The following is a 23,160-nucleotide window of genomic DNA, read 5'->3' on the forward strand; positions in this document are numbered from 1 at the left end:
GTGCTCAAACTCACTGACTTCTTGATGTATTAATTGGTAGCTAACCATTTAATACTGAGAGATACAAGGTCGTGCTTCAGCGCGTGGCTGTTATTAATGGAGTAATAGGTGAATAAAGTATATAAATTTTATCCAGAATATGAAGATGAATTTATTACTCCGGTTGATACCTCAGAAACGAGTTTATTATTCTATGAACAGCTTTAAAGCTTATTTAGTACTTTCTTTTCTAGTGGTGATTACATCTCATTCGCATGCTGATGATGTTAGGTGGCAGTGGCAATCAGATTTGAAAAAAGCGATATTGAAAGCCGATACCTCAGTGCAAAATATAGAGCTTGGTTCTTACTGGGATACACGTTATAGGGCTGCTGTATTTTCTGTTGCAAACTCAATATCAATCGGTTGGTCTAGTAGAGGGTTTAATCCAGAAATATACAACACGGTTTTGAATGATATTTGGAATAATACTAGTCAAAAGCACTTGCTAAATGACAACTTAATTCGCTTATCTTCTTTAACGTGGAGGTTAAACCTTAAGAATAGATGCTTTGATGCTAACGTGAATAAAAGCCGTGCTCGTATGTACATCATTGAAATGATTAACTCGGATGAGAATGTTTTAAAGGATTCTGCAATCAGTGGGCTCGGGTTATTAGGCGAACGTGAAGATGTTGATATGTTGATTGAGCTATTGATTAACAATCAAAATAACTTTGTTGGCTCTTCTGCATTAAGTTCTCTTTTGCTTGTTGAAGGTGATTACGCGCTAGAAATGCTTAGAACTAATATACAAAAAGTCTCCAATGATTCTCTAAAGCAGCAGATTAAGGAAGAGCTTAGTTTCATACGAGTCAGTGATGATAAGTGCGCTGAATAAAATCTATCTCATTCATAAAAAGTCAAACTATGCTGGTAGCACCTAGCCCCATGAATTTTTCTGACCCTATGAATTTTTCGCAAACTATTGGGTGATAGCAGCGCAACAAACTGTGCTAAGTGTAAGCTACAAACTAGAATAGTCGAAGAAAAGAGCTAGATAGTCTTGAGAAAGCTGGACAAAGTAAGCAATCAGATCAATATAAATCTCATGAGACACGTATTGAGTTTGAACAAAAGCAGTTAGGTGAGTTAAACCAATAGAGTTTATGTAATTATGGACAGAAATATAACTAATGACAGTTCATTTGATGAATTATTAGAATCATTTTTAAGTGGCGATATAGAGGAGCTTTTTCATGACAAAGATAAAAGCTCTGTGCAATTAGGAAATTTGTTATGGGATAAAATGCCTTCTGTCAATCACATTAAGCCACTGTTCTATTCTCAATTTGAATCTTGTCAGTATTGGGGAACCTATATTGTAAACGAGGGAAATGATGATGGTAGGGAACTCATGGATTTAGCTATTTGTTTAGCGGGATCTCACTTTGCCACGGTTAGGTATAACATTTGTTCTGCTTTATGGGATTTTTGGAATAATAGATTTATAGAGGCACTCATTTTGTTTCTAAACGATAGAGATGAGCAAACTAGAATGGTCGCATTATCTCTGTTGGGACAAATTCCAGTTAAAGACTTTGAATCAATTGTTTACAAGCTAAAAAAGGACGAATATACAGCTTGTAAACTTAGGCACTCTATTGAGTATTTTAGTGCCTTAAGAGCAAATAATGTTGAATCACTTAAGGGCATAATCCAAAATACCAATGACGAAGTTCTAAAAAAAGTAGAATTGTTGCGAGATAGTTAAAGGGGCTGGTGATTTATATAAACAGCATCAGTTTCTATCTAGTTTAACTTTGAATCCAAAGCCTCGCACTCGCAGACCTAAGGTTTGCACTAGCGGGGCTTTGTTTTTTCTAGCTGTGGTGGCTTGGATTTTGTTTTCAAGACTGGCTAAGCTGCCCAATGAAAAGAACCACTTGCTGGCATGGGTGAGGTAGTGACAAAAAGCAAAACCTGCTCCCATGTGTTTGAAGCGCAGTAAAAGGAGCATGATTTATAATGACTGAAATTACAAAAACTCAAAGATTGGTCTGTAATGAATTTAATGCTGACTTTGTATCATCTCCCGAAGATATGAAAGTTGGGATTTCTCGTAACGTCAAGCAAGGGGTTATTCCTATTAATGGACTAAGACACTCCCCTGAAGGAGATACAACAGGTTGGTACATTTGGGGTGGAGAAGAGTTTTCTGAAGAACCTGATTTTTTCGTTCCTCTTCATGTTGCTCATTTAAGTGAGAGGTGTCCTGATATCAAAAAATTTCTTGCGCTACCTCCGGGTTATAGGTTTTTAATCGCAGGAGATTATGTTGATGTTTGGTTTGATGAGTCTTTATTAAATATTTGACGACATAGTTTGAATTCTAAGCTTCACACTCGCGGGGGCTTTTTGTTGTTTTCAACTTTGATGATATTCTCGATAGATTAATTAATTGTGTGGTATCCAATTTAAGATGAAAGGAATAACTCATCTGCTAGAAGTTCAACAGAAGTGTTGTGAACACTATAGTGCACAATATACACCAGTTGACGAGGAGCAAATGGTAGTAATATCTGACGGTGTATATGAGGGGCTGCCTTTAGAAGGAGTTCGTTACCCTTCACCGGACCATATGAGCGGTTGGTGGTTAACCACTGACGAATATAATGGAGATATTTCGAGTTTAAAAACGGTTCACTTTACTCATATTGTAAAATATAGACCTGAAGTAGCTATTTATATGGCTTTGCCACCTGGTTATCGATTCATGCTGGGTGGAGAGCAAGAACAGGTTTGGTTTGATGAAGAAGTAGCAAACGACGAATAGATAATATCTTTTTAATTCAGAGCTTCGCACTCTAGGGTTTCGTTCTTAATAAACAGTGACTCAAAGAAGAAACTCGATATCTTATATTTGCACCTAGCTCCTAGCCCCTAAACTAGACAACTATAAGGTTACCCATTTATTTTTCATATATATGATAGGTGATAAGTAGTTAAATAAAACCATTGGGGTTAAGCTAAATTATTTTCTGACGCCATGGGCGAGGTAGTGGCAAAAAGCAAAAGCCCATGTGTATGTAAACACCTAGATCAGTAAGTATAAAGCTGGAAGAAAATGATTATTGAAATTACGAAGTGGTCCACGGGCTTTAGAAAAATATCTTTTAATAAGGTATTGCGTCGAGAGTTGAAAATGACGATTGCAGAGGCAAAGACCACTGTGAATGAAACTCTTGTGGGAAATACTGTAAGGCTGCCATATACAAAAGAGTTGGAACTTGAGGTTAAGAAAGCAGAATTATCTTACGACCTTATTGATGATTAAAAATTAAGAGGATTCTACCTTAGTTTGAATCCAAATATTTTCTAACAGGAATCTGGGTTTGTTTTCAAAAAACAGCGACTCAAAGAAGTTACTGGATATCTTATATTTGCACCTAAAACCTAGACTTGCCACCATAAATAGCAACCAACATTATCGAACTTATAGCTAACATCTAATGTTACGGTGGCTTCATGCTATTGAGTAATGAGCTGAACTCGAGTGCCTGTAAATCTCAAAGTGCTCTGATAACTCGATTTGAAATAAAAAAGCCGCTAATTTAGCGGCTTTGTTGGTTGCGAAAATATGATACCAATCGACTTAACACGATTGATATAGGGTTAACGTAGGTCGAAGCGATCTAGCGTCATTACTTTAGTCCACGCTGCTACGAAGTCATCAACGAACTTCTGTTTAGCATCGTCAGAGGCATACACTTCAGCGATTGAACGTAGCTCTGAGTTTGAACCGAAGATTAAATCTACTGGTGTTGCTGTCCACTTAAGTTTGCCTGATTGACGGTCACGGCCTTCGTAAACACCTTCTTCAGAAGACTTAGACCACTTCGTTGACATATCTAATAGGTTAACGAAGAAATCGTTGCTTAATGTGCCAGGTTTTTTCGTGAATACACCGTGTTTAGTTTGGTCAGTATTCGCGTTAAGGGCACGCATACCACCTAGTAGTGCAGTCATTTCTGGTACTGATAAGCTTAGTAAATCAGCACGTTCAACTAACATTTCAGCCGGTGATTTCCATGCTGAGCTGTAGTAATTACGGAACGCATCTGCCGTCGGCTCAAGTACTTCGAATGATTCAACGTCAGTCATTTCTAATGACGCGTCCATACGGCCTGGCTTAAACGGTACTGCGATAGAGAAACCCGCGTCGCTTGCTGCTTTTTCGATTGCAGCCGCACCACCAAGAACAATCATATCTGCTAGTGAAACCTCTTTACCGCCAGATGCTTTTTTGTTGAACTTAGTTTGGATTTTTTCAAGTTTGCTAAGTACTTTAGCTACTTCTTTCGGGTTGTTTACCGGCCAATCTTTTTGCGGAGCAAAGCGAATACGTGCACCGTTTGCACCACCACGCATATCTGTGTCGCGGTAGCTTGCTGCTGATGCCCAAGCAACACGAACTAGCTCAGATACAGATAAACCTGAATCTAAGATGCTAGTTTTAAGTGACGCGATATCTTTGCTATCAACTAGCTTGTGGTCAACCGCAGGGATGTAGTCTTGCCAAATTAATACTTCTTCTGGCACTAAGTCACCTAGGTAACGAGCACGTGGGCCCATATCGCGGTGGTTTAGTTTGAACCATGCTTTAGCAAATGCCAGTTCGAACTCTTTCGGGTCGTTTAAGAAACGCTCTGAAATCTTACGAAACTCAGGATCTGCTTTTAACGCGATATCAGTTGTGAACATGATAGGCGCATGACGCTTACCTTTAATGTGTGCATCTGGCACTAGGTTAGACGCTTGACCATTTTCAGGGATCCATTGAGTCGCACCTGCAGGGCTCTTAGTTTTAACCCATTCAAAAGCAAATAAGTTTTGTAGGTAGTTGATTGACCAGCGTGTTGGTGTCACTGTCCATGCACCTTCAAGACCTGAAGTGATGGTATCTTCTGAGTGACCTTTACCACATTTGTTTTTCCAACCTAAACCTTGCTCTTCGATACCGGCTGCTGCAGGCTCTTTGTCTAAACAGGTCGCTTTTTTCGCACCGTGTGCTTTACCAAAGCTGTGACCACCGGCGATTAGTGCAACGATTTCTTCATCGTTCATTGCCATGCGGCCGAATGATAAACGGATGTCGTCTGCTGCAAGTAGTGGATCAGGGTTACCGTGAGGGCCTTCTGGGTTTACATAGATTAAGCCCATCTCAACCGCCGCTAATGGGCCTTTAAGTTTGCCTTTTTTGTCACGACGTTCGTCAGTTAACATTTTGCCTTCAGGGCCCCAGTATACGTAATCTGGTTCCCAATCGTCTTCACGACCACCGGCATAACCAAAGGTTTTGAAGCCCATTGATTCAAGCGCAACGTTACCTGTTAACGCCATCAAGTCAGCCCAAGAAATGCTGCGACCGTATTTTTGTTTTATAGGCCAAAGTAAACGACGTGCCTTATCAAGGTTTGCGTTATCAGGCCAGCTATTTAGCGGGTCGAAACGTTGTTGACCACCGCCTGCGCCACCACGACCATCAAACGTACGGTAAGTACCTGATGCGTGCCACGCCATACGGATGAAGAATGGACCATAGTGACCGTAGTCAGCAGGCCACCAATCTTGAGAATCAGTCAATACTTTCTCAATATCAGCTTTCACTGCGTTTAAGTCTAACTTTAAGAATTCTTTTTTGTAATCAAAGTAAGGACCCATAGGATCAGACTCTGCACCATGGGCACGAAGTTGGCTAAGATCTAATTGCTCTGGCCACCAGAATTGGTTTGATTTGATGTCGTTTGTAGCTTGTACGCCTGTTGCCACCAGCAGTGATACCGCAACAGCTACTTTAGACAAAGCTGACGTTGATTTTTTAAACATTGTGTAGTCTCCAGTTAGAAGTTGGGTGAAATATAGATTTGTTCAGGTTAACTTTCCACTTACAAACTGGGGTTTAAATCGATTGATAAAATCGAAAAAACAGATGGTTTAATTGATTTTATAGAACAAAGCCAGCGAAAATGCTGGCTCTAGGGGAGGTGTGCAGTAAGCTTAAATTCAGCTTATTGCTTATTCTTCAATAAAGGGTACGCCGTTTTTGATCCACTCAGCGGCTGGTTTGCCTTTTAAGTAGTGATCAAAATATTCCATCATACGTACTGAGAAATCCACTTGGTTAGGGAATTTCTTCAGGTGATGTGGTTCACCTTCGTATTGTAAGAAGGTGGCATCTTTACCCGCACGACGAAGTGCTAGGTAGTATTGAACACCTTCGTGCCATGGCACAGCATCATCTTTGTCGCCAAACATAATCAGGATTGGTGTATTCACTTTATCGGCGAAGAACACCGGTGAGTTTTCGATGTATAGCTCTGGCGCTTCGAATAACGTTTTACCAATGCGGCTTTGCCCTGTTTCGTATTGGAACTGACGAGCAAGACCTGATTTTAAGCGAATACCGCTGTATGCACTGGTCATGTTAGATACTGGCGCACCCGATACAACCGCCTTAAACATATCTGTTTGCGTGATCATAAAGGCACTTTGGTAGCCTGCCCATGAGTGACCTTGTAAACCAATTTTATCTGGATCAGCAATGCCTAAATCAATTAACTTTTGAGTTGCGTTGATCATCGTTTGAGTTGACGATTTACCCGGATGACCAATTTCAAAACGGATATCAGGTAAGAAAATCGCATAACCATTTGAAGTAAACATCGGGAAGTTAGGACGATGATTTAACTCCATTTTCGGGAAGTCATACATGCGTTGGCTCATATAGCGGTAGAAGTACACAACCACTGGCACCTTATCGCCTTTTTTGTAGCCCGCAGGTTTGATCAATACGCCTTGTAAGTCTTCACCATCAAACCCTTTGTAGCTAATAAGCTCTGGTTTTTCGCCCCATGCAAAGTTGCTAATTTGTGGGTTTAGGTTGGTAACACGTTGTGGCTTTTTGAAGCTAAAATCAGTTTGGTAGTAATCAGGGAATTGCTGATATGTTTGTGCAGTAAATAGGTATTTGTCGGCATTTTTTGCCTTTTTCACTACATCATAGCGCTTTTTACCCGAAAGTACTTTGCTTACTTTATTGCTTGTTAAATCAAGTTTGGCAATTTCAGTTTGCTTATCTTGCAGATTGGTTGCGCTTAGTAATAATGTTCCGTCTTTGGCAAAGCCCACTTGGTCTTTATCAAGTTTAATAACACGATATTGGGTATTGCTTTCTTTACCTTGAGTTAGGCGCGTTGCTTTTTGTGTTGCGACATCAAAAGCCCAAATATCAAATTTGCTGTAAACCAATACTTGGCTGCTATCGTTTAACCAGCCAGCAAAACCATAACCCGGTTGAGGCGAAGGGTAGTCATGTTTATCATCAGCAAAAATAGCGTTAATTGCTTTAGATAAGGTCGAAACCTTGTTGTTACCTAAATCTTTGAGCTGTACTTGGCTGTCTTGGAAAAATGCTGCAAATTGACCATTTGGCGCAAGGCTTGGTCTAAACGGATAGTCGCTGACGATAGCGGTTTGTTTACCGGTTTTAACATCAACACTGAAATAATCTGCGTAAAAACCACCATACATAACACGTTCTAGGTAAGGTCGGTCTGAATAACCTAATAGCGCTTCGCGATGAGTATTAAGCGAAACCTCAGGCATATTCGGCGTGCTTAACTGCACAACTTGCTGACCATTTACATGATATACCGCTTGGTAGTGACGAAGCTTATTTTCTTTGTTCCATTGCTGCTCTTCGCGAGGCTTAATTTCAGCGTCTTTGTTGTGCCAAACGTTAAGGCCCTTTTGGTCGCGAATGGTATCGAAATCATATAAAGAGGCTTCATCTTTGTATTCTTTTAGGGCAACTTTTGCAGCGAGTTTAGGGTGGTTTTCAAAGTACAAACGAGCACCATCTTCAGACCATTTTAGCGATGCTGTTTTGCCAATAGTCCAGCTGCTATCCGCAGAATTAATGGTTGAAAGCGCCCCATTTTGTAAAAGCTGTAAGCTGTGGTCACGACGACGAGTATCATCATTCACATAATTACCAATTAACAGCGCTGCGGTATTGCTGTTTGGCTGCCAAGCAATTTTGTTTGCCACAACGCCCGGCTCATCAATCAACACACTAGTTTTAAAGTCATTATTAAGATTAACTAATACAACTTGGTTGTCGGCACCATCATGGTAGCTTTGGCTTGCTAATAACTGCTCACCTGTGCTGCTAATCGCATAGCTGAATACGTTGTTGAGAGTGTGCGTGGTTTTGTCTTGAAGGTTAACAAGCGCTAAATCAAAGCTTTTATCTTTTTTGTCTGGCTTGATTTCGCTGCTGTTTTCGTCTTTTTCTTCGCTGTCTTTTTTATCTACCTTCTTATCGAGTCGGTAAGCAAGCCATACACCATCATCCGATAACACATAGTCTTTTACATCGTTAAAGGTCTGTTGCTCACCACTTTTAGTATTCACTAAAACAAGGTTGTTCTTTAGCTCATCTTTTTTCTTGGTGGTTTCTTTTTCAAGTAGGGTTGGTACCTGAGTAAAAGCCACCCAGTTTGCTGCTTTATTAATAGTTGGGCGAGTACCGCGCTCAACGCTAGTTAGTAGGGTGTTGTTGTTTAATGTATAAACCTGACCTAGTGCATTACCGCGATAAGGGTCGGCACTAAAGCTAAGAATTTGGCCATCTTCAGAAAGTTGGGTGCCTTTTGCGTATTTAAAATCAAACACGTCTTTAAATTGCAGAGCTTCTTTCGCACTAATCTGTGCACTACCAAGGCTTGTCACCAAGGCTAAGCTCAAAAGTGATAATTGCGCTTTCATTCATCTTTCTCGTTGTTTTTAAATTGACGCACCCAGTGTAGCGTTTTTAATAAACAATTCGAGTAGAAACGATAAGTTACCAATTTTGCTGGCTAGGGTGCAATTGAGCTCAATTAATATGTGTTTGCACATTATTTTAAGGAGTTTTAATTAGGACTTTTCATAATTTATTATGTTATTGATCTTGGACAAGGTTGGTGCGTTGACTCTGTTTATTGGAGTGATACAGTGAAATTGACCTTATTTTCTAGCCAAAGGAGTTGCCCATGTTAGGTGAGAAACACTCGTTATTGAATGAATTCCCTGAGTTTAATGAACTAATCCACAGCCTCGCGAAGCACGATGCTCATTTCAAGAAAACCATGCAGCGTTATGATGATATGGATAAAGAAATTCGTGAGCTTGAATTGCAAAACTCGCCGATTGAAGATGCGGATATGCATGAAAAAAAGCATCAACGCGCCGTGCTTAAAGATGAACTTTATGACTTTTTAAAAGCCAATGCTTAATAATTGAATCGAAGCTAATGCTCCTGCTTACTGCATTCTTACGGTAGGAGCTTTTTCTCCCCTCTATTTTTACTCTCCAATTGTATTTAATCGCAATATGTCTTGAGTCAATCAAGGTTATGGTAGTCTTAGCGCGATTTTTTAAGGCAACAATGGAATAGTGCTTTGCACTGACTAGGATTAACATGATTAAAAAAAATATTATTACTACTTCATTAGCACTCATGGGTGTTGTCGCTGTCGGTAGCGCGCACGCTGATGAAGGGCAGTGGCAACCGCATCAATTAAAACAATTACAAAGCGAGTTTGACCGCGTTGGTATTGAATTACCGGCATCACAAGTGGCAGATCTTAACCAATACCCACTCAATGCAGTGGTTGGTTTAGGCTATTGCTCTGCGTCATTTGTGTCACCAAAAGGCTTAGCGGTAACTAATCATCACTGTGCTTATGGCGCGATTCAAAATAACAGCACACCAGAAAACAACTTAATTGAAAAAGGTTTTTTAGCAGCTGATTTATCAAAAGAGCTACCTGCAGGCCCGCAAGAGCGTTTGTATGTAACTGAACAAGTGGATGATGTTACTGAGCGCGTACTGGGTAACTTACCTGCAGAACTACACGGCAAAGCGCGTTATGAAGCAATTCAAGCAAATCGCAAAGCTTTGATCAGCGAGTGTGAGTCAGATCCTAACTACCGTTGTACCGTCCGTGATTTTCACCATGGCTTAGAGTACTTCATGATCAAACAACTGATGATCAAAGATGTGCGCTTAGTGTATGCTCCAGCAGAAGCGCTGGGTAACTTTGGTGGCGACATTGATAACTTTGAATACCCACGTCACACGGCGGATTTTACCTTTGTACGTGGTTACGTTGGTAAAGATGGTAAGCCTGCAGATTACAGCGAAGATAACGTACCTTATGAGCCAAAGTCGTTCTTAAAAGTGAATGCGAGCGGCGTAAGCTTAGGTGATGGTGTGCTGGTGGCCGGTTACCCGGGTCGAACTAGCCGCTATAAGCTTGCAGACGAAGTAAATTATTCTGCGAGTTGGTATTACCCAACATTGCTTAATACTTATAACATGACCCTAGACGTAATCGCCAAGCAGAGCGAAGGCGATGAGCAAGCACAAGTTAAATATGCCTCTCGTGTAAAAAGCACTAACAACCGTTTAAAGAAACTGGAAGGCTTACAAGATGGCTTTAAAGTAACGGATATTCCGGGTATTAAAGCTGCGCAAGAACAAGAATACTTAGCTTGGTTTGCACAAAGTGCTGAACGTAAAGCATACGCAGATTCATATCACGCATTAAAGTCATTATTAGTTGAAGCACATGCTCAGCAACAAAGTCACTTTTACTTTGATTATGCAAAACGCGCAGACTTACTAAGCACCGCGATTCGTTTATATCGCTTAGCAAAAGAGAGCGAAAAACCTAATGCAGAGCGCGAAATGGGTTACCAAGAGCGTGACCTTCCAATGCTTAAAGCGCGTTTAGAGCGTTTACAAAAACAGTTTACGCCTGAAGTCGATAAAGCCTTATGGTTAAGCTACTTAGGTAACTATTTAGCGCAAGATAAAGCAGCGCAAGTTGCGGCATTAAACGACGGCTTAGGTATTACAGATACCACAACACAAGCTGAACTTGATGCGATTATTGCTTCTTTTTATGCTAATACAGAGCTTACAGATGTAGAAGCACGTGTTAACTGGATTGGTAAATCTGTCGCAGAGTTTGAAGCATCAAACGACCCATTCATAAAGTTAGCTGTTGCTCTATACGATACCAACATGGCACAAGAAGCTGACGAAAAAGAAATGGCGGGGCGTTTAGCAGAAATTCGTCCGCAGTATATGCAAGCCGTGATCGCTTTCAATAATGCTAAAGGTAAGCCAGTTTACCCAGATGCAAATGGCACATTACGCGTAAGCTACGCACAAGTTGATGGTTACCCAGCAGCAGATGCTGTGTATAAAACGCCATTTACATCACTACGTGGTTTAGTGGCTAAACACACAGGTGAAAAACCATTTGTTGTTACCGATAAAGTACTTGAAGCATACAAAAAGCAAGCATTTGGCGCGTATTACCGTGGTGACTTAGGTCTACCAGGCGTAAGTTGTAGCTTATTCAGCTTTGGTTGTGAGTCACAAGCGGCTAAACCTCTTGAAGTTAACTCAGTACCAGTCAACTTTTTAAGTAGCGCTGATACCACAGGGGGTAACTCAGGTTCGCCAGTCATGAATGGTAAAGGTGAATTAGTGGGTCTTAATTTTGACTCGACTTATGAATCAATCACCAAAGATTGGTACTTTAACGCCAAAATCACCCGTGCTATTCACGTTGATATTCGATACATGCTTTGGTTAATGGAAGAAGTTGATAACGCAGGTTACCTACTTGATGAAATGACCCTAGTTAAATAGCCCTGCTATTTTGAAAATAACCGCAGCAATTGCTGCGGTTTTTTTATGTCTTTAATTTTTGCCAATCTAACGTTTTTAATTTGTTTATTTTCAATACTTTTGTAATGTACAAAGCAGATACTTTTACTTGGGAAAAATAATGAGCGCCAAACAAATAATAAAAGCCATTTCAGTGAGTGTTGTGGCAATAACGGCAAGCTTTAATGCCAGTGCTGCGAATACCGAAGCAATGTGGCCAGGCACGGCTTATAATCAGCAAATACCAACATTTAAACAAGTACTCGGATACGATGTAGGTGAGCGCATCACCAATTACAACGATATGCGTCGTTATCTTAGCGCTCTTGAACAAGCTGCGCCTGATCGTATTAAAGTGTTTAAGTACGCAAACAGCTGGGAAGGTCGTGAACTGGTTTATGCGGTGGTTGGCACTGCGGAGCATATTCGCTCATTAGAAACTCTCGCCAATAACACCCAAGCCTTGGCTGATCCGCGTATCACCTCTGAAAAAGAAGCTAAGTCGCTAATTAAAAATTTACCGACGTCTGTGTGGCTTCAGTATGCCGTGCACGGTAATGAAATTAGCTCAACCGATGCTGCTCTATTCACTGCATATCACTTACTAGCAGCCCCGAATGATGCCGTTAACAGCAAAATTTTAGATAACACCGTGGTGTTTATCGACCCATTGCAAAACCCTGATGGCCGTGAGCGCTTTGTTACTCGTTATTATGCGACCGTGGGCCTTGAGCACAGTGCAGATAGGTTAAGTGCAGAGCATAATGAGCCGTGGCCAAGAGGCCGAACAAATCATTATTTGTTTGATATGAATCGTGATTGGTTAGCGCTTACTCAGCCTGAAAGTAAAGGCAGAGTGGCTGCAATCAATAAATATAAACCGCAAGTAGTGGTTGATATTCATGAAATGGGCGGCGACCAATCTTACTACTTTGCACCGGCTGCTCAGCCATTTAATCCGCATATGACGAAAACTCAAATCGCCAACATGGATGCGATTGGGCAAAATCACGCGAAGTATTTTGATGAGTTTGGCTTTGATTATTTTACCCGTGAAATTTTTGATGCCTTTTATCCAGGTTATGGTGATAGCTGGCCAGTATTTTATGGTGCATCAGCATCAACTTACGAAGTCGGCTCTGCACGTGGCCACGTGTTTGAGAAAAATACCGGTGAACTACTCACCTATTTTAATACTGTAAAACGTCAGTTTGTAGCCTCAATTTCGACTGCCGAAGGGGCTGCCAACCAACGTGAAAAACTACTAGGTGACTTTTATCAATATCAAGTTGATGCGATTGATTCGGGTAAAGATAGCAAAGAGCGTGTTTATATCCTACCTAAACAAAGTAACCGTGAAGGCGCTCATAGACTCGCAACCTTAATGGCTGAACATGGTGTTGAAGTTAAACAAGCAACTGAAGATTTCAAAGCCTGTGGCGTTAAGTACAAAGCAGGCAGCTATTTTATTGATACTGCACAGCCACGCGGGGTATTTGTACGTACCACCTTTACTGACCAAGTAGATATGGCAGAGGCTTTTGTAAAAGAGCAAGAAAGACGCCGCGCTCGTAACCTAGGTGATGAAATTTACGATGTCACAGGTTGGTCGCTGCCGATGATGTTTAATGTTGATAGCGATAGTTGTGGTCGCGCAGTTAGCGCAGTTAGTAAAGCGGTTCAGGCCGATGACACATTACTAGGCACAGTGAATAATCCAGAAGCCTCAGTGGCTTATATTGTTGCTTGGGGTGATACGGCCGCAGCACGCTTTTTAACAGCAGCACTGCAAGCTGGCATTAAACTGAAAAGTGCTGACCAAGCCTTTATATCAGGTGATAAAACTAACTACCCAGCGGGCAGCTTAGTAATCGAAAAGCGCCTAAACGATAAAGACTTACTGACTAAAATTAGCCAAATTGCCGAGCAAACTGGTGCAATAGTTGATGGTGTTGATTCAAGTTGGGTGATTGAAGGCCCAAGCTTTGGTAGTAACAAAACAGTGCCTATGGTGGCACCAAAAGTGGCGATTGCATGGGATGCAGCCACTCGAGAGCTAAGCGCCGGTAACACTCGTTTTGTTATCGAAAGACAGCTTGGCTACCCGGTGACAGCTATTCGCACACCCATGCTTGCTTGGGCTGATTTAAGTGATTACCAAGTGCTTATTTTACCCGAAGGTAATTACGAGCAAGCACTCGGTAAATCGGGCGCGGCTAATTTAAAAAGCTGGGTTGAAGCAGGTGGCGTGTTGATTGCCCTCGGTAATGCTAACCGTTTTACCACCAACGCTGATTACGGTTTGTTAGATGTTAAACGCGAGCAAGCTTACCGAGAAGATAAAGCCGACAGTAGCGATGATAAAAGCAGTAAAGTGGCAGGGCAGTTATTCACTTCTCGCAATGATTTAAAAGCAGCGAGCATTGAGCCACATACATCGCCAGACTATGTAGCCGGTGTACTTGCCAATGTTGAAGTGGACCAAGAGCACTGGTTAACCGCAGGGGTTGATAAAGACCTTGTTGCAGTGGCTTACGGTAATGATATTTACACGCCAATAAAACTAAACTCAGGTAAAAACCTAGCCTGGTTTACAGGTAAAGATGATGTGCTAGCAAGTGGTTATCTATGGCAGCAAAATAAAGCACAGCTTGCTTATAAGCCATTACTTGTGCATCAACCGCAAGGCAAAGGCATGGTGATAGGCTTTACACAATCACCAACCTACCGCGCCTACCTTGAAGGCATGAATGTACTGTTAACTAACACGATTTTCCGCGCTGCAGCTCATGCTCAGTAAGGTTGAAGTCTAATCAAAAAGCCCGCTGACGTTGCGGGCTTTTTTGTGGGTAAAGTTTTATAGAGTAAAGCCCTAAAGGAAGTGAACAATGAAATAAAAAAGCCCGCAGGGCAAAGGGCGGGCTTTTAGTTTTTCAGGAGAGAAAGTGTTAAGACACAATTCCCAGAGGCTTACCTGTTTGCCAAGCGCCACGGGTAAAGTCTGGAATTGTTTTACTGTTACTTCTATCAGCAACCGATGCCATACTTTGCGGGAAGATTGATGACCATGCTGCGGCATCGTATACATCTTGATCGAGTGGCTCATTATTGCGTAAGCAGTAGATCATGCGCCAAAGCATAATGAAGTCCATACCGCCGTGGCCACCGTTACGTACTGCTTCTTCACCCATGCGTTTCCACAGTGGATGATCAAACTCAGCACGCCATTTTTCCATATCTTGATCCCAGCTATGGAAGTTTTGCATATGTGGCTTACGACCCTGTGAACCTGCTTTCTCCCAGGCAGCGAGCTCTGCTTCATATTGCTGTTGGTAAATTTTCGCGATAGCTGGTGGCACATCTTCAAGAGCAATACGATTAGGAAAGCCAGCAAATGTGCCATTAGTACCTTGAATTAGGTTATGGCGACTGTACGGGCGAGGGCTTGTGGTGTCGTGCTGAACCATTATGCTACGACCTTTCACTGTTTTAATAATGCTAGTGTTCATGTCGCCAGCAGTAAATTTCAGTGAACGGCGTTCGTGGCCTGCAGGGAATTCACGTTCTGCGTAAGCTGCACGGCCAAGTGCAGGTGAGCTGACTGAGGTAACAAAGTCAAAGCGGTCACCACGGTTGATGTTCATATATTGAGAAACCGGCCCTAAACCATGGGTTGGGTATAAGTTACCGTTTACTTTGGTATGCCAATAAGTACGCCATGAGCCTGTGCTGCGGTCAATTTCTTTCATTTGCCAACGCAGGTCATGAATATAAGCAGCTTCACCATGCAGTAACTCACCAAATACGCCTTTACGAACCATGTTTAAAACCATTAACTCGTCACGGCCATAGTTAACGTTTTCCATCATCATGCAGTTCTTTTGCGTGCGCTCTGCGGTGTTTACTAGTTGCCAACACTCTTCCATCGTGGTTGCTGCAGGTACTTCAACAAAGGCATGTTTACCACTTTCCATGGTCTCAACACTCATCGGTGTGTGCCATTTCCAAGGCGTTGAAATGATCACAATGTCGATGTCATCGCGAGCGAGCATATCTAAATAGGCTTTATCTGAACCCGTATAAGCAGTTGGTTTAGGTAAGCCTTTTTCAACAACATAATTAACAGACTTATCTAGCATTAGCTTATCTGTGTCGCAAATAGCTTTGATTTCAACACCTTCAATATGGCAAAGATGTTTCACATGGCCGCTACCACGTTGACCAACCCCAATAAAACCAACACGCACCACATCCATTGCAGGCACAGCTAAGCCCATTACGCTTTTACCTTGTGCTGCAAGAGGTGTGTTTTGATTATCACCTTGTTGGCTTTTCGCACAGCCAGTCACGACTGTCGCGGCGGTAATGGCTGCGGCAGATTTTAAAAAACTACGTCTATCTATTGTCATAACGATACCTAAATCACTGAGATTATTTTAATAGTGGGTTTCAGTTGTTTCTGTTATATCGCAACTAAAAGTTAATTACAATTAAATGCTTTCAAAATCTTTCAAATTAGTGGCTGTATTACCCTTAATGCCTTTTTATGGTTTTTTAGGTCAAATTTTAGTTTTAATTCGCGCTTTCGTTGTCTTTCATTTTGTTGCGTGGTGTTTCGCTGTGTGCTACTGTAATTTCAAATCATATATCTAACCTTTGATGTAAGCTGCTTGGAGAGAACCATGAATGCATTAAAAACGATTATTAATAACAATCGAGTAGGGCAAGCGCAGGGTATTTACTCTGTATGCTGCGCGCATCCACTCGTTATCGAAGCAGCGATGTTGCAAGCTCTTAATGATGACACTGAAATTTTAATTGAAGCTACGGCAAACCAAGTTAATCAGTTTGGTGGCTACACGGGTATGAAGCCTCATGACTTTGTTGAATTTGTTTATGCAATAGCCGAAAAAGTGGGTTTAGATACCCAGCGCATTATTTTAGGTGGTGATCACTTAGGTCCTGTGTGTTGGGTGAATGAGCCTGCAGAGGTTGCGATGGTAAAAGCTGTTGAACTTGTTAAAGCCTATGCGAGTGCGGGTTTTAAAAAAATTCATCTAGATGCCAGCATGCCATGCGCTGACGATGGAGAACGTTTAGCTGATGCAGAAATTGCCAAGCGTGCAGCATTGATGTGCCAAGCTGCCGAGTCGGTCTCAAAAGATAACGATATTCTGTATGTGGTTGGTACTGAAGTTCCCCCTCCGGGTGGGGCAACAGAAGAGCATGAAATTATTGAGGTATCCCATGTTGAAGGTGTACAGCAAACAATCGAATTACATCAAGCAGCATTTGCTAGCTTAAACATAAGTGACGTGTGGTCGCGTGTTATTGCTGTTGTTGTGCAGCCGGGGGTTGAGTTTGATAATCATCAAGTTTTTAATTACCAACGTAATGAAGCGCAAAAACTGAAAGAGTTTATCACTACTGTCGATAATCTTGTGTATGAAGCTCACTCTACTGATTACCAGCCAGATCATTGCTATCGCGAGTTAGTACAAGATCACTTTGCCATATTAAAAGTGGGGCCACAGCTTACCTATGCACTACGCGAAGGTTTATTTGCTTTAACTTATATTGAAGATCAGTTAGTTGAACCTGCTAAGCGTTCTAATTTACGTGATGTCTGTGAGCGCATCATGCTAGAAAAACCACATTATTGGAATAAGTTTTACCCATCGCAGGGTGCTGAAGCTAAGCTGTTTAGGGCTTATAGTTATAGCGATCGCATCCGTTATTACTGGCCTGAAGATGAGATAAAACAAACAGTAGAAACGCTGTTTGAGAACTTAGAAGGGCAAATTATTCCACAGACCTTACTTAGCCAATTTATGCCAATGCAATACAAAGCATTAACTAAGGGCCAAATTAACTCATCACCGCGTGAGTTAGTACTTAACAAAATAATGGAAGTGACGAATAGCTATTCGCTTGCTTGTAATCAATAAGTGGTGTTGAGAGAGAATTTAATATGACACAGTTTTTATCCTTAAACGAAACAGAACTTAAGCAACAGAACGCTTATTGGACCGCAAGAGAAATCACACAACAACCCAAATCATGGTGTAATACGGCATCAGTGATTGATAACAAGCGAGCTGAGATTAATGATTTTTTAGCGCCGATTTTAGCACTTAATAACTTAAAAGTTGTTTTAACAGGCGCTGGTACATCAGCTTATGTGGGCGAGGCTTTAACACCTCATTTAACTGCGAAAACCGATTTGGACGTATGTGCTGTCAGCACCACTGATATTGTCTCAAACCCATATGGTTTTTTACAAAAGGGCACGCCAACCTTACTTATTTCTTATGCGCGCTCTGGAAATAGCCCTGAAAGTGTCGCAGCGGTCGATATTGCAGAGCAAGTCGTTGATGAATGTTATCACTTGGTTATTACCTGTAATGAAAACGGTGAGTTAGCTAAAAGCGCATCAGTTAAAAGCAATAGCTTAAGTGTGATAATGCCAAAAGAAACACTTGATGAGAGCTTTGCAATGACAAGTAGCTTTACCTCAATGCTGATTTCAACACTGTGTATTTTTACTCCAGATAGCGTTCAATTAGAAAAAGTTGTGGCGCATACTAATCAGCTACTCGATACGCAAATTGATGACATTAAGCGTTTTGCACAAAGTAACGTTGAGCGCTTAGTGTTTTTAGGAGCCGGGTCTTTACTTGGCTACGCCAAAGAAGCTGCATTAAAGTGTTTAGAGTTAACAAATGGTGAATTAATTAGTTATTTTGAAACGCCTTTGGGTTTTAGGCATGGCCCGAAAACCATTATTAATACCAAAACTGCCGTATTATTGATGTCATCAGGAAACCTATACAGCAGTTTATATGACACTGATTTATATAATGAATTAGTCAATGAACAGCAATGCCTGCGAATAGAAAAATTATCGGTAGGTACAAAGCAGCAACCGCTGGATGATGTGTGGCAAGGTCTGTATTATATTGTTTATTGTCAGATTTTTGCATTTTTTAAATCAATCTCACTCGGTTTAACACCTGACAATCCTTGCCCAACGGGCGAAGTTAACCGTGTTGTACAAGGGGTAACTATTTACCCGTTAACTTCTTGTTAGAAAGTGTTAGGTAGAGTATGGCTGTTTATGGACTCGATATTGGTGGAACAAAAATAGAAACCGCCATTTTTAATAATAATTTAGAGCAACAGCAGAGTTGGCGTATTACTACGCCAACTGATGATTATCAGCAATTTTTGCAGGCAATATATCAGCAGGTGCTAAAGGCCGATGAATTAACAAGTAGCCAAGGTGCGGTGGGCATCGGTATGCCAGGTATCATTAATGATGAAGGTAAAGTGCTGTCGGCTAATGTGCCGTGTGCCACAGGCAAAGTGATTGCCAACGATCTTCAAGCATTATTAAAACGCCCTGTTGCGATATTAAATGACACCCGATGTTTCGCTTTATCAGAAGCAAATGGCGGAGCTGGTGAAGGTTATAGCCGAGTATTTGGTGCCATTGTTGGTACGGGGGCTGCGGGTGGTATGTGTATTGATGGAACCTTGTTTAACCAAGGTTTGGGCATGTCAGGGGAGTACGGCCATTTACCGCTTTCTGCGTATCTGCAACAAAAATATCAGCTGCCCGTTTTAAAATGTGGCTGTGGTTTAAATGGCTGTGTAGAAAGCTATATTGCAGGGCCCGGTGTACAAACTCTGTATCAACATATTACGCAATCCCCTAAATCAGCGATTGAATGGGCAAACGATATTAAGCTAGGTGATGAGCAAGCCTTAAAGGTGCTCACCTGTTACTTAGATATTCTTGGCGAAACCTTTGCTGCTATTAGTAAAAGTTTGCACCCAGAAGTTATCGTACTTGGCGGGGGGTTGTCGCTCATTGATGCAATAGTAGAAGAGCTCCCTGATGCGATTCAAACTCATTTATTTTCAGGTTTTGCCGTGCCCGACGTGAAGCGTGCAAAGTTTGGTGATTCTAGCGGCGTAAGAGGCGCTGCAATAATAGGAAGTGTTCATGCTAATTCCAACGGATCTTAATCGCTATTATTTAAAGGCCGCAAAAGTGGTGACTTCTGAGACGGTTTTACTCGATCATGCGGTCTTGGTCGAGCAAGGTAAAATTACTGCTATTACCACGCAAATTGAGCCAGAGATTAAAGTAATAGATTTAGGTGAGCATAGCTTATTTCCGGGCTTTATCGATTTGCATATTCATGGTCGTGAAGGCTGCGATATTATGGACGGCACGCCAGAATCGTTAGAGACTATTTCTCGGTCTTTAGCAAAGCACGGCGTAACGGGGTTTGTTGGCACAACGGTGACTGCAGACTGGGACGTCTCAATTCAAGCTTATAAAAATATGGCGAGTGCCTATAAAAAAGGCTTGGCTGGGGCGCAGTTGCTAGGGGCTTATAACGAAGGTTTATTCTTTGCAGAAGCACATAAAGGCGCGCATAACGAGTCATTTTTTTTAGAGCTTACTAAACAGCGATTTGATGAAATTTATGCCGCATGTGAAGGTTGCTTAAGCTCATTTGCGTTGGCGCCAGAACTACTTAAATCCCTCGACATGATCCGCTATATCACCGATAAAGGTGTGCGTGTGATGCTGGGTCATACAGATGCTAATTTTGAGCAAACAACAAAAGCTCTTGCTCATGGTGCCTGCGGTGGTGTGCATATTTTTAATGGTATGCGCGGTATTCATCATCGTGATCCCGGCTGTACAGGCGCACTGTTGATGGACAGCGATGCCATGGTTGAGCTTATTCCTGATGGTATTCATTTGCACCCGAGCATCATGAACATGGTTTACCGTTTAAAAGGGGCTGATAAAATTGCTCTGATCACAGACTGCGTGAGCGCCGGAGGCTTACAAGATGGTCGCTACCGTTTAGGTGAGCTTCCTATTGTGGTTGAGCAAGGTGTTGCAAGAACTGAGAGCGGCTCTTTAGCAGGCAGTACATTAACCATGGAAGTTGGCGTTGAGCGCTTTTATAACCTAACCGACGCAAGCCTAGTTGAAGCAACTAACATGGCCAGTTTAGTACCCGCTGAGTTTTTAAATAAAGCGGAGCAAATAGGTAGTATTGCGGTAGGTAAACAGGCTAATTTTGCCCTGCTCGATAAAGACTTTTCTGTTCAAGCAACGATCTGTGCGGGTAAGCAAATCTTTTAAAAGTTAAGTGAGAATGCAGGCAAAAGTATTCGATGCCATTGTTATTGGCAGTGGCATTACTGGCGGCTGGGCTGCTAAAGAACTAACCGAAAAAGGACTCAATGTACTGCTACTAGAACGTGGCAGGCAGGTTGTGCACGGTACAGACTATATCACTGCCTTTAAAGACGATTGGCAACTGCCTTTTCGCGACAGGCCCAGCCTGCTAGAAAAGCGCAACCAAGCTAAACAAGCACGCACTGGCTATGCCACCAAGCAATCAATAAAACACTGGTTTGTGAACGATTTGCAGCACCCTTATCAAGAATCACAGCGTTTTGATTGGATCAGAGGTTATCATCTTGGTGGTCGCTCATTAACTTGGGGGCGGCAATGCTTGCGCCTCAGTGATATAGATTTTGCAGCCAACAAACAAGATGGTCACGGCATTGATTGGCCTGTGCGTTATCAAGATATTGCACCTTGGTACGATAAAGTTGAAGCCTACATTGGGGTTATCGGCGAAGCGCTGAACTTACCTCAGCTACCTGATGGACCTTACTTGCCTCCTTTTGCGCTTAATGCCGTAGAGCAGCAGCTTAAACAAAGTTTATTAACTCACTACACTAACCGTCACCTCACCATCGGTCGAGTAGCCCATTTAACCAAGGCAAAGCCTGAGCAAGGTCGTGCACCATGCAGCAAGCGCAACCGCTGTATGCGAGGCTGCCCAGCAGGGAGTTATTTTAGTAGTTTAGCCTCTACCTTACCTGCAGCGATGCGTACTGGGCGACTCACAATTCAGACTCACTCCATTGCCAAAGAGATTATTTACAATCCAGATAGCGGGCAAGCCACAGGTGTGAAAGTAATTGATGCTGAGTCTAAAAAAGAGCGTATCGCGCAAGCGAAGATTATTTTTTGCTGTGCATCAACGGTGGCAACAACAGCCTTGTTATTAAATTCAACTTCTGCACGTTTTCCTAATGGCTTAGGGAACGATAGTGGAGAGCTTGGTCATAACCTCATGGATCACCATTTTAGGGTTGGCGCAACTGGCGAGCCTAGGGGCTTTGCTGATGACTTTAATGATGGCGACAGACCCGTTGGCTTTCATATTCCGCGTTTTCGAAATCTTAATGATAGCGAGCAGCACAGCTTTATTCGCGGCTATGGCTATCAAGGATACGCAACACGCAAAGATTGGCGACGGGGCTTTAAAGAACTTAGCTTTGGTAAGGCTTTTCGAGAAGAGCTTGCCAAACCTGGGCCTTGGCAAGTTGCATTAATAGGCTTTGGTGAATGCCTGCCTTATCATCGTAATAAAATGAGCTTAGATCCGGTATTAAAAGATCAATGGGGATTACCTTTAGTTAATTTTGATTGCCAATTTGCTGAAAACGAGCAGCGCATGCGCGAGGATATGAAAGCGCAAGCCGTCGAGATGCTAAGCAAAGCAGGTTATCAAAATGTACAAGCATACGATAAAGGCTCAGCGCCGGGGCAGGCCATCCACGAAATGGGAACTGCGCGTATGGGGCATGATGCTACAACCTCAGTGCTTAATCGTTACAACCAAATTCATAGTGTGCGAAACGTCTACGTCACTGATGGCTCGTTTATGTGCTCGTCGGGTTATCAGAACCCTTCGTTAACCTATATGGCATTTACTGCAAGAGCCGCCGATCATGCTGCACGACATTATCAAAATGGGGTGTTCAATGGCTGATCTACAAAGGCGAAATGCGATTAAATGTTTAGCAGCATTATTAGGTGCGGCTATTACGCCAGTGGCTGCGACTCAGCTATTTGATAAAGTGGATGACAATCATTTTGAGGTGCTTAAAACAGCGGCTCACCGGGATGTGGTCACGCAAATGCAGGCGGTTATTTTGGAACTGGAGCCAAATGAACAGCTGTATTTTAATTTAGTCGCTTTCACAGATTTAATGCTAGCAAATACACTAACTACGACTGAGCGTACGGCATGCTTAAAAGGCGCAGAGCTGATTGCAGAAGGTGCTCTTTCATCGTCGCAATTAGCAGATAAACTCACAGGTTTATTTACTATTTCTTCACTGCAGCAACAGCGCATAATAGCGCAGCAAGCCTTACCTCTTTCAGAAGTGAGCCTTGATAAGCGTGACGAGTATTTAATTTATAAGTGTATTTTTACCGTGCGTGAATTTTTGCTACTGGGCTATTTCACATCAGAAAAATTGCAGGCTAGTTAAATAGT

Annotated in this window: 17 protein-coding genes; 14 read left to right on the forward strand and 3 right to left on the reverse strand. The window is 42.1% G+C overall.

What is annotated here, in order from left to right; translation table 11 throughout:
- Nucleotides 1-193 precede the first annotated feature (193 nt).
- From ISP07_RS07635 to ISP07_RS07655, 5 genes are all read left to right on the forward strand, one after another.
- A complete protein-coding gene (locus ISP07_RS07635) occupies nt 194-880 on the forward strand; it encodes a hypothetical protein (protein ID WP_209327262.1) in 687 nt (228 codons plus the stop codon).
- Between the two features lie 276 nt (nt 881-1,156).
- Complete coding sequence (locus tag ISP07_RS07640; RefSeq protein WP_209327263.1) at nt 1,157-1,753, forward strand: HEAT repeat domain-containing protein; 597 nt, start codon at nt 1,157-1,159, stop codon at nt 1,751-1,753.
- A gap of 254 nt (nt 1,754-2,007) precedes the next feature.
- Entirely contained in the window at nt 2,008-2,355 is a 348-nt protein-coding gene (locus ISP07_RS07645; RefSeq protein ID WP_209327264.1) for a hypothetical protein, read from the forward strand.
- Between the two features lie 106 nt (nt 2,356-2,461).
- Entirely contained in the window at nt 2,462-2,815 is a 354-nt protein-coding gene (locus ISP07_RS07650) for a hypothetical protein (RefSeq protein ID WP_187489750.1), read from the forward strand.
- Between the two features lie 291 nt (nt 2,816-3,106).
- Complete coding sequence (locus tag ISP07_RS07655) at nt 3,107-3,316, forward strand: hypothetical protein (RefSeq protein WP_209327265.1); 210 nt, start codon at nt 3,107-3,109, stop codon at nt 3,314-3,316.
- Between the two features lie 338 nt (nt 3,317-3,654).
- On the opposite strand, the gene katG is transcribed toward ISP07_RS07655, so the two are convergent.
- On the reverse strand, nt 3,655-5,868 hold the full coding sequence (gene katG, locus ISP07_RS07660; protein ID WP_209327266.1) for a catalase/peroxidase HPI: 2,214 nt from the start codon (nt 5,866-5,868) through the stop codon (nt 3,655-3,657).
- 189 nt (nt 5,869-6,057) lie between these two features.
- The gene (locus ISP07_RS07665) at nt 6,058-8,811 is read right to left on the reverse strand and encodes a prolyl oligopeptidase family serine peptidase (protein ID WP_209327267.1); all 2,754 of its coding nucleotides are present in this window, start codon (nt 8,809-8,811) and stop codon (nt 6,058-6,060) included.
- Between the two features lie 266 nt (nt 8,812-9,077).
- On the opposite strand from ISP07_RS07665, the gene ISP07_RS07670 reads away from it, so the two are divergent.
- The 3 genes from ISP07_RS07670 (at nt 9,078) to ISP07_RS07680 (ending at nt 14,570) form a co-directional block, all read left to right on the forward strand.
- Nucleotides 9,078-9,320 (forward strand): YdcH family protein, encoded by a 243-nt coding sequence (locus tag ISP07_RS07670; protein ID WP_063702664.1) that lies wholly within the window; start codon nt 9,078-9,080, stop codon nt 9,318-9,320.
- A 185-nt stretch (nt 9,321-9,505) separates the two neighbouring features.
- Complete coding sequence (locus ISP07_RS07675; protein ID WP_209327268.1) at nt 9,506-11,752, forward strand: S46 family peptidase; 2,247 nt, start codon at nt 9,506-9,508, stop codon at nt 11,750-11,752.
- A 139-nt stretch (nt 11,753-11,891) separates the two neighbouring features.
- Nucleotides 11,892-14,570, forward strand: coding sequence for a M14 family metallopeptidase (locus ISP07_RS07680; RefSeq protein ID WP_209327269.1), 2,679 nt, complete (start codon nt 11,892-11,894; stop codon nt 14,568-14,570).
- 148 nt (nt 14,571-14,718) lie between these two features.
- On the opposite strand, the gene ISP07_RS07685 is transcribed toward ISP07_RS07680, so the two are convergent.
- Nucleotides 14,719-16,179 (reverse strand): Gfo/Idh/MocA family protein, encoded by a 1,461-nt coding sequence (locus tag ISP07_RS07685; protein ID WP_187489743.1) that lies wholly within the window; start codon nt 16,177-16,179, stop codon nt 14,719-14,721.
- 273 nt (nt 16,180-16,452) lie between these two features.
- Between ISP07_RS07685 and ISP07_RS07690 the strand changes: the two genes are divergently transcribed.
- From ISP07_RS07690 to ISP07_RS07715, 6 genes are read left to right on the forward strand one after another with little or no spacing between them, the layout of a single operon-like run.
- Complete coding sequence (locus tag ISP07_RS07690) at nt 16,453-17,718, forward strand: D-tagatose-bisphosphate aldolase, class II, non-catalytic subunit (protein WP_054552755.1); 1,266 nt, start codon at nt 16,453-16,455, stop codon at nt 17,716-17,718.
- A gap of 23 nt (nt 17,719-17,741) precedes the next feature.
- The gene (locus ISP07_RS07695; protein ID WP_209327270.1) at nt 17,742-18,860 is read left to right on the forward strand and encodes an SIS domain-containing protein; all 1,119 of its coding nucleotides are present in this window, start codon (nt 17,742-17,744) and stop codon (nt 18,858-18,860) included.
- Between the two features lie 17 nt (nt 18,861-18,877).
- Complete coding sequence (locus ISP07_RS07700; RefSeq protein ID WP_209327271.1) at nt 18,878-19,801, forward strand: ROK family protein; 924 nt, start codon at nt 18,878-18,880, stop codon at nt 19,799-19,801.
- The gene (gene nagA / locus ISP07_RS07705; RefSeq protein ID WP_209327272.1) at nt 19,779-20,942 is read left to right on the forward strand and encodes an N-acetylglucosamine-6-phosphate deacetylase; all 1,164 of its coding nucleotides are present in this window, start codon (nt 19,779-19,781) and stop codon (nt 20,940-20,942) included. Before ISP07_RS07700 ends, nagA begins: the two co-directional genes overlap by 23 nt.
- Nucleotides 20,943-20,955: 13 nt before the next feature.
- The gene (locus ISP07_RS07710) at nt 20,956-22,650 is read left to right on the forward strand and encodes a GMC oxidoreductase (protein ID WP_209327273.1); all 1,695 of its coding nucleotides are present in this window, start codon (nt 20,956-20,958) and stop codon (nt 22,648-22,650) included.
- On the forward strand, nt 22,643-23,155 hold the full coding sequence (locus ISP07_RS07715; protein ID WP_209327274.1) for a hypothetical protein: 513 nt from the start codon (nt 22,643-22,645) through the stop codon (nt 23,153-23,155). Before ISP07_RS07710 ends, ISP07_RS07715 begins: the two co-directional genes overlap by 8 nt.
- Nucleotides 23,156-23,160: the final 5 nt, after the last annotated feature.

This window comes from Pseudoalteromonas sp. PA2MD11 (assembly GCF_017808125.1).
Lineage (GTDB): Bacteria > Pseudomonadota > Gammaproteobacteria > Enterobacterales > Alteromonadaceae > Pseudoalteromonas > Pseudoalteromonas simplex.